Annotated in this window: 13 protein-coding genes; 10 read left to right on the plus strand and 3 right to left on the minus strand. The window is 34.2% G+C overall.

Going from position 1 to position 14,767, the window contains the following annotated elements:
* Nucleotides 1-241: 241 nt before the first annotated feature.
* From QVA17_RS11010 to QVA17_RS11030, 5 genes are all read left to right on the plus strand, one after another.
* Nucleotides 242-898 (plus strand): hypothetical protein, encoded by a 657-nt coding sequence (locus QVA17_RS11010; protein WP_287388920.1) that lies wholly within the window; start codon nucleotides 242-244, stop codon nucleotides 896-898.
* A gap of 3 nt (nucleotides 899-901) precedes the next feature.
* Complete coding sequence (locus QVA17_RS11015) at nucleotides 902-1,585, plus strand: hypothetical protein (protein ID WP_103953060.1); 684 nt, start codon at nucleotides 902-904, stop codon at nucleotides 1,583-1,585.
* 76 nt (nucleotides 1,586-1,661) lie between these two features.
* On the plus strand, nucleotides 1,662-2,201 hold the full coding sequence (gene yfcE, locus QVA17_RS11020; protein WP_287388921.1) for a phosphodiesterase: 540 nt from the start codon (nucleotides 1,662-1,664) through the stop codon (nucleotides 2,199-2,201).
* Nucleotides 2,202-2,322: 121 nt separating this feature from the next.
* Nucleotides 2,323-2,727, plus strand: a complete 405-nt coding sequence (locus tag QVA17_RS11025; protein ID WP_027431146.1) for a hypothetical protein — start codon at nucleotides 2,323-2,325, stop codon at nucleotides 2,725-2,727.
* A gap of 248 nt (nucleotides 2,728-2,975) precedes the next feature.
* Nucleotides 2,976-5,081 carry an EAL domain-containing protein gene (locus QVA17_RS11030; RefSeq protein ID WP_287388922.1) on the plus strand — a complete coding sequence of 702 codons (2,106 nt, stop codon included), beginning with the start codon at nucleotides 2,976-2,978 and terminating at the stop codon, nucleotides 5,079-5,081.
* A 59-nt stretch (nucleotides 5,082-5,140) separates the two neighbouring features.
* Here the strand turns inward: QVA17_RS11030 and QVA17_RS11035 are convergent, their stop codons facing one another.
* Entirely contained in the window at nucleotides 5,141-5,464 is a 324-nt protein-coding gene (locus QVA17_RS11035) for a cupin domain-containing protein (protein ID WP_027431144.1), read from the minus strand.
* Between the two features lie 155 nt (nucleotides 5,465-5,619).
* Between QVA17_RS11035 and QVA17_RS11040 the strand changes: the two genes are divergently transcribed.
* Nucleotides 5,620-6,366: a YdcF family protein gene (locus tag QVA17_RS11040; RefSeq protein WP_287388923.1), complete on the plus strand. Its 747-nt coding sequence runs from the start codon at nucleotides 5,620-5,622 to the stop codon at nucleotides 6,364-6,366.
* Between the two features lie 96 nt (nucleotides 6,367-6,462).
* Here the strand turns inward: QVA17_RS11040 and QVA17_RS11045 are convergent, their stop codons facing one another.
* A complete protein-coding gene (locus tag QVA17_RS11045) occupies nucleotides 6,463-7,314 on the minus strand; it encodes a patatin-like phospholipase family protein (protein ID WP_103953064.1) in 852 nt (283 codons plus the stop codon).
* A 166-nt stretch (nucleotides 7,315-7,480) separates the two neighbouring features.
* Here QVA17_RS11045 and QVA17_RS11050 point away from each other — a divergent pair, with 166 nt between their 5' ends.
* The 4 genes from QVA17_RS11050 to QVA17_RS11065 all read left to right on the plus strand — a co-directional run bounded on the left by QVA17_RS11050 (nucleotide 7,481) and on the right by QVA17_RS11065 (nucleotide 13,212).
* The gene (locus QVA17_RS11050; protein WP_027431142.1) at nucleotides 7,481-8,617 is read left to right on the plus strand and encodes a glycoside hydrolase family 88/105 protein; all 1,137 of its coding nucleotides are present in this window, start codon (nucleotides 7,481-7,483) and stop codon (nucleotides 8,615-8,617) included.
* 172 nt (nucleotides 8,618-8,789) lie between these two features.
* Nucleotides 8,790-9,623 (plus strand): hypothetical protein, encoded by an 834-nt coding sequence (locus QVA17_RS11055; RefSeq protein WP_287388924.1) that lies wholly within the window; start codon nucleotides 8,790-8,792, stop codon nucleotides 9,621-9,623.
* A gap of 112 nt (nucleotides 9,624-9,735) precedes the next feature.
* On the plus strand, nucleotides 9,736-10,950 hold the full coding sequence (locus QVA17_RS11060) for an LL-diaminopimelate aminotransferase (protein WP_103953065.1): 1,215 nt from the start codon (nucleotides 9,736-9,738) through the stop codon (nucleotides 10,948-10,950).
* 135 nt (nucleotides 10,951-11,085) lie between these two features.
* Complete coding sequence (locus QVA17_RS11065; protein WP_287388925.1) at nucleotides 11,086-13,212, plus strand: carbohydrate-binding domain-containing protein; 2,127 nt, start codon at nucleotides 11,086-11,088, stop codon at nucleotides 13,210-13,212.
* Nucleotides 13,213-13,301: 89 nt separating this feature from the next.
* Here the strand turns inward: QVA17_RS11065 and QVA17_RS11070 are convergent, their stop codons facing one another.
* Nucleotides 13,302-14,567, minus strand: a complete 1,266-nt coding sequence (locus tag QVA17_RS11070) for an HlyC/CorC family transporter (protein WP_287388926.1) — start codon at nucleotides 14,565-14,567, stop codon at nucleotides 13,302-13,304.
* Between the last annotated feature and the right edge of the window lie 200 nt (nucleotides 14,568-14,767).

Raw genomic sequence — 14,767 nt, forward strand, 5'->3', positions numbered from 1 at the left:
CTCGCGAGTCTTGCGCGCCGGATTCGGGTCTGCTTCAGCAGACAAATTCCTGTCCGAATCCGTGCGCATCCTCGCGGAGCGTTTAACTCAGTCGGAGCTTGTACCCCGACTAAGTATAGTTTGTCATAACCCCCACCTATGCTAACGCTTAGAGGTGGGGGATTTCTCCGACTGAGTTAAACTTGAAAAAAAGACGACAAAATGCTAATATTTATTATATCAAAATATGGAGGTAATGGTTATGGCTAAGAAGAATGGCTTATTAAAATTTATTGCTGTTACAGGTGCTTGTGTTGCAACTGCAAAGCTAGTATATGACAAATATAAAGAGACAAAGGACAAGTTTGTAAAGGAAGAAAACGACAGTATTGATGCTGAAATTAGAAAGTACAATGCTATTGCTGAAAAGAAGATTGTTGAGATTGAGGATGAGGAATTTGTAGGTTGCGAATTAAAGTCAGTTTGCGCTAATACAACTCTTGATTTAGGCTTAGCAGTATTTGAAAAGGATGTTTACATTAACTTCTCAAGCTATGCAAGTAATGTAACAATCATTTTACCAGAGGGCGTTAATGTTGTTTGTGACGTTGACAGAGTAGCAGCTGGTGTTAGAAACCTAGTTGAGAATGTTAAGGAAGAGGGTATTCATACAGTTTATATCATTGGTAAAGCTGTAGCTACAAGTCTTGAGGTTATTCCAGTTAACTTCTATGTAGATGAAGAAGACGAGGATGAATTTGAAGATTTTGATGAGGATGCTATCTTTGCAGATGACGAAGATGTTTTAGTTAAGGTTATTAATAAGGCAGAGCCTGAAAAGTCAGAGGAAAAGACTGATGAGAAGTCTGAAGAGAAGAAGGATGAGGATAACCTTATTAACTTAGAAGAGGTAAGATAAATAATGATAAAGAATAGGGATAGAATAATTAATTATTTTGATAGCCTACCTGATTCTAGTGTTGTAGCAGTTAATTCTCTTTACGAGGATAAGTTTACTAAGATGAGCCAAGATGCATTTTTCCGCGCAGTAGAACGTATTGCAAGCGAAGGCATTATAACTCGTCTAAGCAAAGGTCTTTATGTAAAGAAGATTGAAGAGGGTGTTACAAAGGAAGATGTATTACTAAATTACTTTTTTGGTGATGAGAATGATAGTGGTATGTTCATTGGTATGCGACTTTATAACAAATATTCTTTAACAACAATAAAAAGCGATATTATTGAACTCTATTCAAATAAAATTAAAAGTAATATTAGTAAAATCGACAATCTAATCATAAAGAGACCTTTAGTAGAATTAGATTTTGATAATACTAGGGTTATTGAGGCTTTAGAGATTTTACAAAATTATTATGATATACCAGAATTAAATAAGCTTAAATTTGCAAGATATGCTAAGAGTTTTGCAAGAGGATATAATGACGAGGCAGCAGTTTTAGTGCTCTCTAATATGAAGTACAAAAAGTCTACCATCGCCTTCCTTAAAAAGATCTTAGACATGTATAAGGTGAAGAATTCTCTGCAGCAATATTTAAGCTACGCTAGCGATTATAAGGTACCAACAGTACAAAAACTAGCAAGATAAATTAAAGGCAGGCTTAAGTCCTGCCTTTTAGTTTAGCTAAATTAGACTAGATAAATGATAATAAAGGAGTGTATTTATGGAAAAGATAATGATAGCTTCAGATATCCACGGTTCTGCTTACTATTGTAAGAAGATGCTAGATAGATACAAGGAAGAGGGCGCAAAGAGATTAGTATTACTTGGGGACATTTTATATCATGGTCCAAGAAATGATTTGCCAAAGGACTATGCACCAAAGGAAGTTATAAGTATGCTCAATCCCTTAAGAAATGAGATTATTTGTATTAGAGGTAACTGTGATACAGAAGTTGACCAGATGGTACTTGATTTTAATGTCCTTTGTGAACAGGCATTTTTAAGTGTAAATGGACAGGATTTTGTTTTGGTTCATGGCCATAAGTTAGATGAAAAGAATATGCCAGCTCTAAAGGATGGGGATATATTACTTTGCGGTCACACTCATGTGCCAAAGTTTGAAAAAAGAGGCAACTATACTTATGTTAATCCAGGTTCAGTTTCAATTCCAAAGGAAAATTCAGCCCACAGCTATATCATTTTTGAAGACAAGTTCTACTTTAAAGACTTAGATGGAAATGTATATATGGAGGACAACTAAATATATAAGGAATTTTTTATTTTTATTTTATTGTATTTATAAAGCTATATGATAGAGTATTATTAGCAAATGAATTTGTGATGATTATTATTAGCTAATGGATTTGGAGGTACTCTTTTGTATGAATAATTTTAGAAATAAATTTGCAAGCTTTATGTATGGAAGATATGGAATGGATCAATTTTCTAGATTTACTTCTATTGTATGCATGGTATTGCTTGTATTAACCTTATTTATTCATAATAGTGCAGTTTACTTTATCGCAATATTATTATTGATATATACATATTTTAGAGTTTTCTCAAGAAATATTTCAAAGAGGTCTAAAGAGAACCAAAGATATCTAAATATATATTATAAGTGTCAGGGTAAATTAAACTACCTAAAGGCTAGAATTAAGGATGGAAAGACCCATAAGATTTTTAAATGTCCTAACTGTAATCAGAAGATTAGAGTTCCAAAGGGCAAGGGAAAGATTAGTATTAAATGTCCTAAATGTAGAATTGAATTTATAAAAAGAACTTAATTTGAACGCAGTGTAAGCAATCCCCCGCTTCAAAAGCGTAAGCTTTAAGCGGGGGTATAAAGCTTACTAGTGTCAGAAGGGGTTAAAGCCCCTTCTGACAGGTGGCACAAAGTGCCACTGCGTTCATGAGGAAGTAGCGAAGCGGATTCCGAATGTCCGCTTTACAAATAAAACCCCCATATAAGAGGGTTTTATTTTTTTTAATATTTATCTATGATATTAAATAGAAATTTTTACAGAGGACAGTCATGGGGAAAGTTTTTGAAATTATAGATAAGATAAAAATTTTACAAATTATTAGACAAGCCTTAGTAATGATTATACCAATTTTATTGGTGGGTTCTTTTGCACTTATATTAGAGACATTGCCGATTCATAGCTATCAAATATTTATAGATGCTTTGCTAGATGGCTTTTTTAGGGAATTATTACAGACTGTTTATAATGCAACCTTTGGTATGCTAGCCATATATATGACAATTACACTAGCCTTAAGTATTTCTAATACTGAGAAGGCAGATGGGGTTAAGAATTATAGCCTAGTATTTATAAGCTTAATAGTGTTTGCCATATTTAGTGGTGGTCTTAACTTTAAAGAATTTGATATAAGTAACTTAGGCGAAGATGGTGTTTTTACAGCAATCTTTTTGACGATTATTACGTCATATTTTTACATTTTAATTAATGATAATCTAAAGCATGGTTTTAGATTCTATTCTAGTGGGGCAGATGATACATATACTCAGATGCTTTATTCAATGCCGGCTACTATTATAGTATTTATTATTGCTGTACTAATTTATATGATCCTAGTTAAAACAACAGGTATGGAGTCAATTCAGGAAGTTAATAGAAAAGCATTCCTAAGTCTATTCTTCTTTAGAGGTGGTTCTGTTATTACAAGCTTAGCCTTTTTAATGATTCAATCTATACTTTGGTTTTTAGGAATTCATGGCTCAAGTGTTATGACTCCTGGAGATTTAAATTTTGATAAGGTAAAGAATTTTGACACTTCAGTTATGCTAAGCAATCTGCATTCCTTTACAACCGTTGAGGTATTTGCAGTAATGGGCGGCTGCGGCTCCACTTTATGTTTAGCCCTTGCCATACTAATTTTTGGTAAAAAGAATACATCAAAGAAATTAGTTACTTTATCAAGTGTTCCACTAATTTTTAATGTTAATGAATTATTATTATTTGGTTTGCCAATTGTACTAAATCCTGTATATTTCATACCATTTATGTTAGTGCCAGTGATTAGTTATTTAAATGCAAGTCTAGCCATGGCCCTTGGCATTGTGCCAGGACTAATAAGCAATGTTAAGTGGACTACTCCAATTTTTATAAATGGATTTATGGCCACAGGCTCCATTGCTGGTAGCCTTTTGCAGCTCTTTAACTTTTTTATAGGGGTGGCAATTTATGCACCTTTTGTGGTTTATTCAGAGAAGAGAGCGCTAGATCAGGAAGCTAAAAAGATTAATGAGCTTACAAGGCTAGTTAAGGAATCAGAGGAAGAAGGAGTTGAACTTAGTATCCTTGGGATTAAAGGGGGATACGGAGTTTTAGCTCGTTCCATCGCTGATGAAATTCAATATAAGATTGAAAATAATGATGTTCATTTAAGATATCAGCCTCAGTTTAACAGTAAGGATAAATGTATTGGCGTAGAGTGCCTTTTAAATTGGGAATACTCTAATAATGGTAAGATTTACACTCCTTTAGTTATGGGCTTAACTAAGGAAATGGGTATGGCAGCTAAATTAGAGAAGGCCATTTTTAAAAGCGCAATTAAGGACATGCCAAAGTTAATAAAGATACTTGGAAAAGATTGCAAGGTTTCAATTAACCTAACAGGTCAGGCAATCCAAATGGAGGAATTTGAGAGATTTTTAGCTCTAATAGCTAGAGAACATAAGGAATATATTCCTAACATTTTAATTGAAATCACAGAGCAGGATAGCCTAAAGATTGACTATGATTTAATCTCAAGATTAGATAGGTTAAAGAAGCTTGGTTACCGCTTTGGTATTGATGATTTCTCTATGGGCAGTACCTCTCTTAAATATCTAAGATACAATGTTTTTGACCTAGTAAAGATAGACGGGAATTTAAGTCTGGATGTAGTAAATAATGAAAGAAGTAGAGAAATAGTAAGTTTTCTTACTAATCTAACAAATCAGTTTAATATTGATATATTAGCCGAATATGTAGAAAATGAAGAGCAGAAATTAATACTTGAAAGCATCGGTTGCTTAGAATATCAAGGCTATTACTATAGCGAAGCAGTTGATATTGATAGATTAGAAGCAGTTTTAATAAATATAAAAGAAAAAATGGGAAGTGCAAGTTAGGGCACTTCCCTTATTTTTGTAATTAATTTACTATTTAGATATCTAAATTTCACTCTAATCTACTTTAAGAAATCCTGTCTCATTGGATTAAATACGTCTACTAAGATACCTTCTTCAAGACATGTAACACCGTGAAGAGAATTACTTGGCATATAAACACTATCACCCTTATTTACAACCTTAGTCTCGCCATCGATAGTAAACTCAAAACTACCCTCAGCAATATAAGTAATCTGTAAATGCTCATGTGAGTGGAAATTTCCCTTAGAACCCTTCTCAAAGTGAATCTCGCACATCATAAGTTCGTCTGAGTAACATAAAATCTTTCTTGTAACGCCTGGTTCGCAATCAGTTGCAATAACATCCTTATTATACTTAAACATAAAAATAATCTCCTTTAAAATAAGCTTTTATCTAATTTTAGCAAACTTAACTTCTCTGATATCTAGGAAAATAGTACTAGTGTCCGATTTCTTTTTAAAGCTATAAATCCCGCCTATTCTTTGTTATACTAGGAATTGCGGAATGAGAGGTTTTTATGGAAAATGTATTTTTAATTGTAGGCCTTCTATCGGCCCTTTACTATATAATCTGCGTTAGTTATGCAGGCTTCAAACTTAGTTTTGTCTTTATGTGGATTATAATTTCTGCTTTTTTCATTGTCCTATATTTACTAAAAAGATTAGAAAAGTCCGGCAGAATTAAAATTCATAAAATTATAAAAAGAATCTTCTGGTCAGTCTTTACCATAGATCTAGCCTTATTTATAGTCCTTGAAGGCCTTATTGTATCAGGCTTTGCAAAGAAGGATAAGGAGAATAATTACGACTACATTATAGTTTTAGGTTGCCTAGTTAAGGAGGCGGGTCCTTCAAAGGCTCTTAAATTACGCCTAGACGCAGCCCTTGAACTAGCAAATATTTATGACTGCCCAATTATAGTATCTGGTGGACAAGGCCCCAATGAGCATATGACAGAGGCAGATGCTATGGCAGAATATCTAATTGATAAGGGAGTAAGTGAGGATAGAATCATAAAAGAAGATAGGTCTATTAACACAGATGAGAACCTAGCAAATTCCTATGAGATAATTAAGGATAGTAAGGCCAAGGTCTTAATTGTATCTACTAACTTCCACATATTTAGAGCTTGCCTAATTGCTAAAAAGACTGGCTTTGAAAATGTATATAGCTATCCAGCTAAATCAGATATGATAATACTTCCTAACTTTATGTTAAGGGAAGCTATTGGAATTACTAAGGATTTTATATTGGGTAATTTATAAGATTGATATTATTTATAAAAAAAGCTCTTGCTACTTTTAAAGTAACTAGAGCTTTTTGCTTTTATGTCCCTTAGCAATACATTTTCAAAGCTAGTATTAAGCCTTAAAGAAATCTCTGATTGCTTCAATCTGGTTATAAGTCTGATTATAACCATCATTATAAAGAGATAAAATCTTTGTCTTATCTTTCTCTGTTCTTTTAAAGCCCTTTGTAGAAACAGGTCTCATAACATAAGCTTTACCTTCTCTTTCAAGACGGTCAAGTCTTTCAAGCTGGCGGTTATATTTATCCGCTCTTGTAAGTAAGTCTCTTGCAAGCTCAGGCTTATTCTTATAAATCTTTGCAGCCTGCTTTGTAACACTTGATGTAGTCTTTGTATAACCCGGTTCTCTTGTAAGAACTACTAATAGCTTGTCACAGCCATCTGCTAGGGCTCTCTCTACAGGGATAGAATCAGATAAACCACCATCCATATAGTTTGTGCCATTGATATTGATATATGGGAAAAATACAGGAAGGGCACAAGTTGCCTTAAGTACTGTATTAGTCTTATCAAGACCTGTATATGGAAGATACTCTGGTTTACCAGTTTCTACATTTGTTACTACGCAGTAGAATTCTCCCTTATATTCTCTAAATGCATCATAATCAAAAGGTACAAGTTCATTAGGAATAGTCTCGTAAGCAAAATCAAGACCGTATAATGAACGGTTACCAGGATCTAACATATTAAGAAGTCCCATGTATCTCTTATCATCACGATAATCCATGATAATTTTTAAATTTCTACCAACCTGCTTAGATGCATAACTTGCTGCATAAGCTGCACCTGCAGATACACCGATTATATAATCAGGCATAAAATCAAGTTCGAGTAAGGCGTCCATTACGCCGCATGAATAGATAGATCTAAAAGCTCCACCTTCAAAAACTATGCCAGTTTTCATATTTACCTCCTAATAGTACAATTAATATAATTGTCTGACAAATAACAGACAATGTCAAGTAAAAACAAGTGTTTAGATAGCTTGATATTTTATATTCTATGGAGTAAAATTAGAGCATTGAGTGTTAAATTTGATACTCAAATTAAGGGAATTTAAGGAGATACAAATGGACATCATAGTACAGTATATCGATGGTTTAATGGAGAGAAGTACACTTGATACTCCAGCATGGAACATCGAAAAGCTTAAGGCAGGCATTAAGTCAAAGTGGAATTACATTGACGGCGTTATGATTAAGGCTATTTTAGAAATGTATGCAATTTCAGGAGACAAGAAGTATTTAGACTTCGCCGACAAATTTATTGATCACAGAGTTTTTGAGGATGGAAGCATTGACGGCTACAGCATTGGTGAGAAGAATATAGATAATGTTAATGCAGGTAAGACTTTATTTGAACTCTATGAATTAACAGGCAAAGAAAAGTACAAGAAGGCAATTGATTTAGTTTATTCTCAGATTGAAATCATGCCAAGAACTAAGACAGGCAATTTCTGGCATAAGGACATTTATCCAAACCAGGTATGGCTTGATGGCATGTATATGGGACAGCCATTCTATATGGAATATGAAACTAAGTTCAATAACAGAGCCAACTATGATGACATTTTCAGCCAGTTTAAGTTTGTAATTGAGAATTTAAGAAATCCTCTTAACGGACTTTACTATCATGCTATTGATACAAGCAAGGAAGCTTTCTGGTGTGATAAGGTTACAGGACTTTCTCAGAATGTTTGGTTACGAGCTATTGGTTGGTATGCTATGGCACTTTTAGATACTCTAGATAAGGTAGATAACGAAGACCATAAGTATGATAAGGAATGCAAGATGATGAAAGACGCATTTGTTGACCTTATGAATGCAATGCTTAAGTATCAGGATGAATCAGGTATGTGGTACCAGGTTGTAAACTTTGGTGGCATGGAGAAGAATTATCTTGAGACATCAGGTAGCGCAATTATGGCTTATGCTCTCTTAAAGGGTGTAAGACTTGGTTTCTTACCAGAAAGTTATAGAGAATACGGCTTTAAGGCATTAAAGGGTATCGAAGATAGATACTTAAAGGCTGGAGAAGACGGAACAATTTCTCTTGACGGTATCTGTTTAGTTGCCGGTTTAGGTGGTAGCAACAATCGTCCAGGTACTTATGACTACTATATGTCAGAGCCTATCGTAAAGGACGATGCTAAGGGTGTTGGACCATTCCTATTAGCTTACACAGAGCGCCTTAGATGCTCAAATTAGTTTTAATTGAATAACTTTATTTTGCATTATTAGAGAGACTTTTTTGATTTTTTTTGAAAATGTCTCTCTTTTTTATACTAGTAGAATAGTTTAACTTATTTTAGTTGACTAAATAGTAAATTAGTTTTAACATAAAGTTAGGATATTGAACGTGTAAAAAACGGAGTGAACTATGCAGGAAAATTTTAAGACTAATTATTTTGCTAATTCTAATGTAGAGAATTATGCCAAGAGTGTTGCAGTCAAAATTGCTAAAGCTTCAGGGGTAAAAGGGTTTGAAAGTGAAGGTCTTGAAGATAATTTAAAGAAGAAGAATATAGCCCAGATTAATTGGGCAAACTCAAAGCCTTTAAAAGAAGAGACCAAACAGGAAGAATTAGATAAGAAGGTTATACTAGATAATTCCTCTAATTTAGAGGACTATTCACAGGCAGCGTCTAATAACAGCTCTTTAAAGGAGGACGTTAAGTTAGTTGAAGATGATGCTAATACTATAATGACAGCAGATAAGCATAAAGAATTTCAGCAGCTTAGTGAAAAGGAGCAGAAAAAGTGGCTTTTTAAGGAACATATGAGATTACAGGAACTAGATAAGACGCTTGAAGATGAACGAAATCTCATAGACATACAAAAGCACATGTTAGCAAGACAGCAGAATAAGAACATGATTTTAAAGCAGCAACTTGAGAATCAAAAGAGTCTCTATGATCAAAAGTGGCAGATGCTTGAAAAGCAGAATCGCCAGTTAACTATTGATAAGGAGAGATTTGAAAGAGAAAAGCTTGTCTATAAGGACAGAGTCTATAGAGAGGCAAGAAAGAATGCTGCTAATTCTGACGGTGTAAAGATATTTTTTAAGGGGGTACATGATCAGGACACTTTAAAAAAGAGATATAAATCACTAGCTAAGATATATCATCCAGATAATATGAGCGGTGATAAAGATATACTGTTGGCAATTAATACAGAGTACGAGAGATTATTAAGATTTTATCTTGATGTATAATGCTTAACTAAAAGCAAGACTTAATATTATTAGGTCTTGCTTTATTTAGTTGTATCTAACTTTTTGGGGTTGTATAATTACATCATTGTACGTAAATGTTAGGAGGAAGAACATGTTTAAAATTAATGAAAACTATTTAAAGCTCCCAGGAAGTTACCTTTTTTCAACTATTGCTAAGAAGGTTAATGCATATCAGAATGCTAATCCAGACAAAGAAATAATTAGACTTGGTATCGGTGATGTAACATTACCATTATCACCAGTTGTTATTGATACTCTTCATTCGGCGGTTGATGAGATGGCTCATAAGGAGACATTTAAGGGTTATGCTCCAGATTTAGGATATGAATTCTTAAGAAATGCAATTGCAGATTTTGATTATAAGAGACGTGGTGCAGATATTAATGCAGATGAAATCTTTGTATCTGATGGTGCTAAGTCAGACTCAGGTAATATTGGTGACATTTTCTCTGTAGATAATAAGATTGCAGTTTGTGATCCAGTTTATCCAGTATATGTTGATACTAATGCTATGGCAGGTAGAACAGGTGATTATCTTCCAGATCTTGGCAAGTGGTCTAACGTTATTTATATGCCATGTACAGCCGAGACTAATTTCGCCCCTGATTTACCAAAGGAAACACCTGATATTATCTATCTTTGCTTCCCTAATAACCCTACAGGTTCTACAATTACTAAGTCAGAGCTTCAAAGATGGGTTGACTATGCTAATAAGGTTGGCGCAGTAATTATCTATGATGCAGCTTATGAGGCATATATTACAGAAGAGGATGTACCACATACAATTTATGAATGTGAAGGTGCAAGAACATGTGCAATCGAGCTTAGATCTTTCTCTAAGAATGCAGGCTTTACAGGTACAAGACTTGGCTTTACAGTAATTCCTAAGGATTTAAAGAGCGGAGACGTTATGCTTCATAGCCTTTGGGCAAGAAGACATGGAACTAAGTTTAATGGTGCTCCATACATTATTCAGAAGGCTGGTGCTGCTATTTATACAGAAGAAGGCCAGAAGCAGACTAAGGAACAGATTGCTTACTACATGAATAATGCTAAGACAATCCTTACAGGCTTAAAGGAAGCTGGTTACACAGTTTCAGGTGGTGTTAATGCGCCATATATCTGGCTTAAGACTCCAGATAAGATGACAAGCTGGGAATTCTTTGATTACTTACTTGAGAATGCTAACGTTGTTGGTACTCCAGGTTCGGGCTTTGGTCCAAGTGGTGAAGGTTACTTTAGACTTACAGCATTTGGTTCTTATGAGAATACAGTTAGAGCTCTTGATAGAATTAAGGCTTTATAATAAAACTATATATGGATTTACAATGTGAATCTTTTGTGAAAAAAGCGCAAGATAAGGTGGATTTCCTTGTCTTGCCTTTTTCTTTTTCTTATAATCAAATTGTGAGAAATAAAAAATTAAATGGGAGATTTTTTCATGAAGGTTAAAAATTTTAAATCCACTACTTATGAAAAAACAGTAGCTTATTTGCTAACTGGGGTTTTATTTTTCACTAGCCTCGTATCATTAATTCTTCTTAATTTAACTAATACTTATGCAGCAGAAGAAACTAATTTAGAGGCAGATATTTATGTTAATCTATCAGATTTTACAATGACGGTAGATGGGAATACTAATGAAATTAAAACATATACACTAGAAGATTATGACACATTTTTAGAAGATTATAATAACAATAACTTAGCAGATATTTATATTACTGAATTTCTCTTTGATGGAGTCTCAACAGTTTATAAAATGTCTCTAAGTGACGATTTAACAGCAATTGAGGACAATGATCTGATAGAAGCAAATGTCATAAATATTAATACAGTAGCTAATATAGAATTCTCAGGAACAGCCAAAAAGACAACAATAGCTGTAAACACCAACGACAAAGAGGGCGATATTAACCTAATGCTTAATAACGTCACTCTTACATCAAAGAACACCCTTCCAGCAATTTTTGCATATAACAAGGATACAAGTTATGATGCGGCCAAGGTTACAATTTACTCTATGGCAGGAACAACTAATACAATTACAGGTGGTAGATTAAAGAAGGTAAGTCTTATGGATAAGGACAATTTAGATTCCTACGCTTCTTATTCAAGTAATTATACTAATTCTGATTTATCAGCATATTACGGCATTTACAGTGCTAGTGATATTGAAAATGTATTATTTGCCACAGAAACAGCGGATAGTGAAGGTATTTCAGAAGGAGATCCACTTTACTATTATAAATATGCAGGTGCTATAAGTTCTGATATAGCTCTTTATTTTGCAGGTTCTGGAAGTTTAAGCATTACAAGTACTAAAAACGAAGGTATTGAGACAAAGGGAGATATTTATTTTGAAGGAGGAGAAGGAGATTATACAATTACAGCTTATGATGATTGTATAAATGCTTCATCTAACGGTTCGCTTATTTCAATTTCAGTTAATAGTCTTGTTTGTGACTGTGCAATTGAATATGAGACAAATGATAATGGAGAAACAGTAGCAGCTTCAGATGCAGAAGGGGATGGTATTGATTCAAACGGTAGCATTTACATTTACAATGGACTAATTATTACAAAGGGTTGCGAGCAAAGCCAAGATTCAGGTCTAGATTCTAATTCAGGAATCTATATAAATGGAGGTACAGTTTGTTCAACGGGTAATATGTTAGATGCTATAAGTGAGGAATCTAGCCAGGTTTATTTAACTCTTACTTTTAGTCAGAAGGTTGAGGCAGGTACAAGCATTGTAATTACAGATGATAATGAAAATGTAGTCATGGCCTATACAACAGATAGAGCCTACCAGTCTATAGTCTTATCTTCTAGTGATTTAGCTCTTGATACTAGTTATCATCTTTATAAAGGTGGAGAGTTAGAAGGAACAATTTTTAATGGCTACTACACTAGCGTAAGTTCATATATAACTGGCACAATGCAACAATACACTTCTACATCTAGTAATTCTTTTGCGGCTGGAATGCCAAATAGAGAAGAAACAATAGGGGGGATGCCCGTAAATACTGATTCAACTAACGAAATCCCAACTAGAGAAACTCTAATTGAGGAAACACCAACAGGCGAAGTGCCAACAGGCGAAATGCCAACCGGCGAAAAACCAACAGGCGAAGTGACAACAGGCGAAATGCCAACAGGTGAAGTGCCAACTGGTGAAATGTCAAACCTTGACTTTGGTCAGAGTGCAAATGAGATAACTACACAGCAGGCAGGCTCTACAGATTTTGTAATTACAAGCTCAAGTCATTCTTTTTCAGGTATTTCAGATGCAGTTTTAGTAACTGTAGCAGATTCAGAAACGACTGATCTAGCAGCAGATGAGGATGATATGGACTCTACAGAAGAAACTACAAGTGAGACTTCTAAGGAGGCTACAGCAGGAACATTAGTAGATTCCTCAGAGGTGGCAGCAGATACAGATGATGTTGAGACTGGCGATAATGCTCAAATTATTACTTATATTGTAATTATCGCTTTCTCTTTAGTGTTAATAATTAGTATGTTTTCGATTAACGTACTATTTAAAAAATTGGATAAGGAATAAAAGCTATATAACAATGAAATAATATAATTTCTCACAAAATAAGGCTATGAATAAGGAAATTCCTAATTCATAGCCTTTATTCGTTTAGTTTAAGAAGTCTTATCTGTATCTAATATCTTAAGTATTATTGATTCTGCTCTCTTAGTTGAAGCTTTTTCAATAAATAACCATACATTTCCAATAGTTAGCTTATCCCCAGCCATTGGTATTCTATCAAGCTTTTCAAGAATAAGTCCGCCAATGGAATCATTATCCTCAGATTCAAGGTTAAGCCCAAGATAATCATTTAAATCATCAAGCTTAAAGGAAGCCTCTACTCTATAAGTCTTATTACGTATCTTATGGATGCCTTCCCTTTCCTCGGTATCATATTCATCTCTAATTTCACCAACGATTTCCTCAAGTAAGTCCTCTGTTGTAATCATACCAGCAGTTGAGCCGTATTCATCAAGGACAATTGCAATACTTGTGGAATTAAGCTGCATCTCTCTAAATAATTCGGAAGTATTCTTCTGTTCAAATGTAAAATGAACGCTTCGCATTATATTTTCAATACTAAAATCTCCATCCATAGGAGTAAGGACTAAATCCTTTATGTTTAAAATACCTACGATATTATCAGTGTCTACCTTGTAAACTGGAAGTCTAGTATATTGAGTCTCTCTAAAGAGGGTTAAAACCTCGTCATAGCTGGCCTCAATATTAACTAAAACCATGTCGATTCTTGGAATCATAACGTCCTTTGCATTAGTATCACCAAAATCGAAAAGATTATTTATAATTTTACGCTCGTCAGATTCAATAACGCCCTCTTCGTGGCTTACCTTAACGATAGTTCGTAATTCATCTTCTGTAATAGTCGTGTCTTTATCATTTTCATTGACGCCAAGTAATCTTAAAAAGACCTTAGAAATCGAATCAATGATTATAATAATTGGTGTGAAAATGTGAATCAATGCATTAATAACTGGCGCATAAATTAAAGCTAACTGCATACAATACTTGGTTGCTGCATTCTTAGGTGTAATCTCGCCAAAGATTAATACAAAAATTGTTAGAACACCAGTAGCAATACCTGTGGCATAATTACCCCACATTCTAATCGTAAATGTTGTTACTAGGGCAGAGCAGGAAATATTAACAATATTATTACCTACTAAAATCGCACTAAGCATCTTGCTTTGATTGTCTAGAATTTTACTTACTAGAATTGCTCGTTTGTTATTCTCATCCACTAGTTGTCTTAATTTGATTTTACTTACCGTTATAAATGCGGTTTCTGCCGATGAAAAGAAAGCAGATAATATAAGTAAGATAATAATTACAATTAGCTGGATCGTACTGTGAGAATCCAAAATCAAATCCTCCTAAAAAATATTTTTAATTAATTGTACTTGATATGTCAGTGCTAGTCAAGGTTTCCACCGATGTAAAGCGGACATTCGGAATCCGCTTCGCTACTTCCTCATGAACGCAGTGGCACTTTGTGCCACCTGTCAGAAGGGGCTTTAACCCCTTCTGACACTAGTAAGCTTTATACCCCCGCTTAAAGCTT

It is taken from the genome of Lachnospira sp., assembly GCF_016290755.1.
Classification (GTDB): Bacteria; Bacillota; Clostridia; order Lachnospirales; family Lachnospiraceae; genus Lachnospira; species Lachnospira multipara.

Excerpts from the sequence above, each read along its gene's own strand:
- QVA17_RS11010 (WP_287388920.1), top strand. The coding sequence starts at position 242 with ATGGCTAAGAAGAATGGCTTATTAAAATTTATTGCTGTTACAGGTGCT.
- QVA17_RS11045 (WP_103953064.1), bottom strand. The coding sequence starts at position 7,314 with ATGAAAACTGGCATAGTTTTTGAAGGTGGAGCTTTTAGATCTATCTAT.
- QVA17_RS11065 (WP_287388925.1), top strand. The coding sequence starts at position 11,086 with ATGAAGGTTAAAAATTTTAAATCCACTACTTATGAAAAAACAGTAGCT.
- QVA17_RS11030 (WP_287388922.1), top strand. The coding sequence starts at position 2,976 with ATGGGGAAAGTTTTTGAAATTATAGATAAGATAAAAATTTTACAAATT.
- yfcE (WP_287388921.1), top strand. The coding sequence starts at position 1,662 with ATGGAAAAGATAATGATAGCTTCAGATATCCACGGTTCTGCTTACTAT.
- QVA17_RS11025 (WP_027431146.1), top strand. The coding sequence starts at position 2,323 with ATGAATAATTTTAGAAATAAATTTGCAAGCTTTATGTATGGAAGATAT.
- QVA17_RS11055 (WP_287388924.1), top strand. The coding sequence starts at position 8,790 with ATGCAGGAAAATTTTAAGACTAATTATTTTGCTAATTCTAATGTAGAG.
- QVA17_RS11060 (WP_103953065.1), top strand. The coding sequence starts at position 9,736 with ATGTTTAAAATTAATGAAAACTATTTAAAGCTCCCAGGAAGTTACCTT.
- QVA17_RS11040 (WP_287388923.1), top strand. The coding sequence starts at position 5,620 with ATGGAAAATGTATTTTTAATTGTAGGCCTTCTATCGGCCCTTTACTAT.
- QVA17_RS11035 (WP_027431144.1), bottom strand. The coding sequence starts at position 5,464 with ATGTTTAAGTATAATAAGGATGTTATTGCAACTGATTGCGAACCAGGC.
- QVA17_RS11050 (WP_027431142.1), top strand. The coding sequence starts at position 7,481 with ATGGACATCATAGTACAGTATATCGATGGTTTAATGGAGAGAAGTACA.
- QVA17_RS11015 (WP_103953060.1), top strand. The coding sequence starts at position 902 with ATGATAAAGAATAGGGATAGAATAATTAATTATTTTGATAGCCTACCT.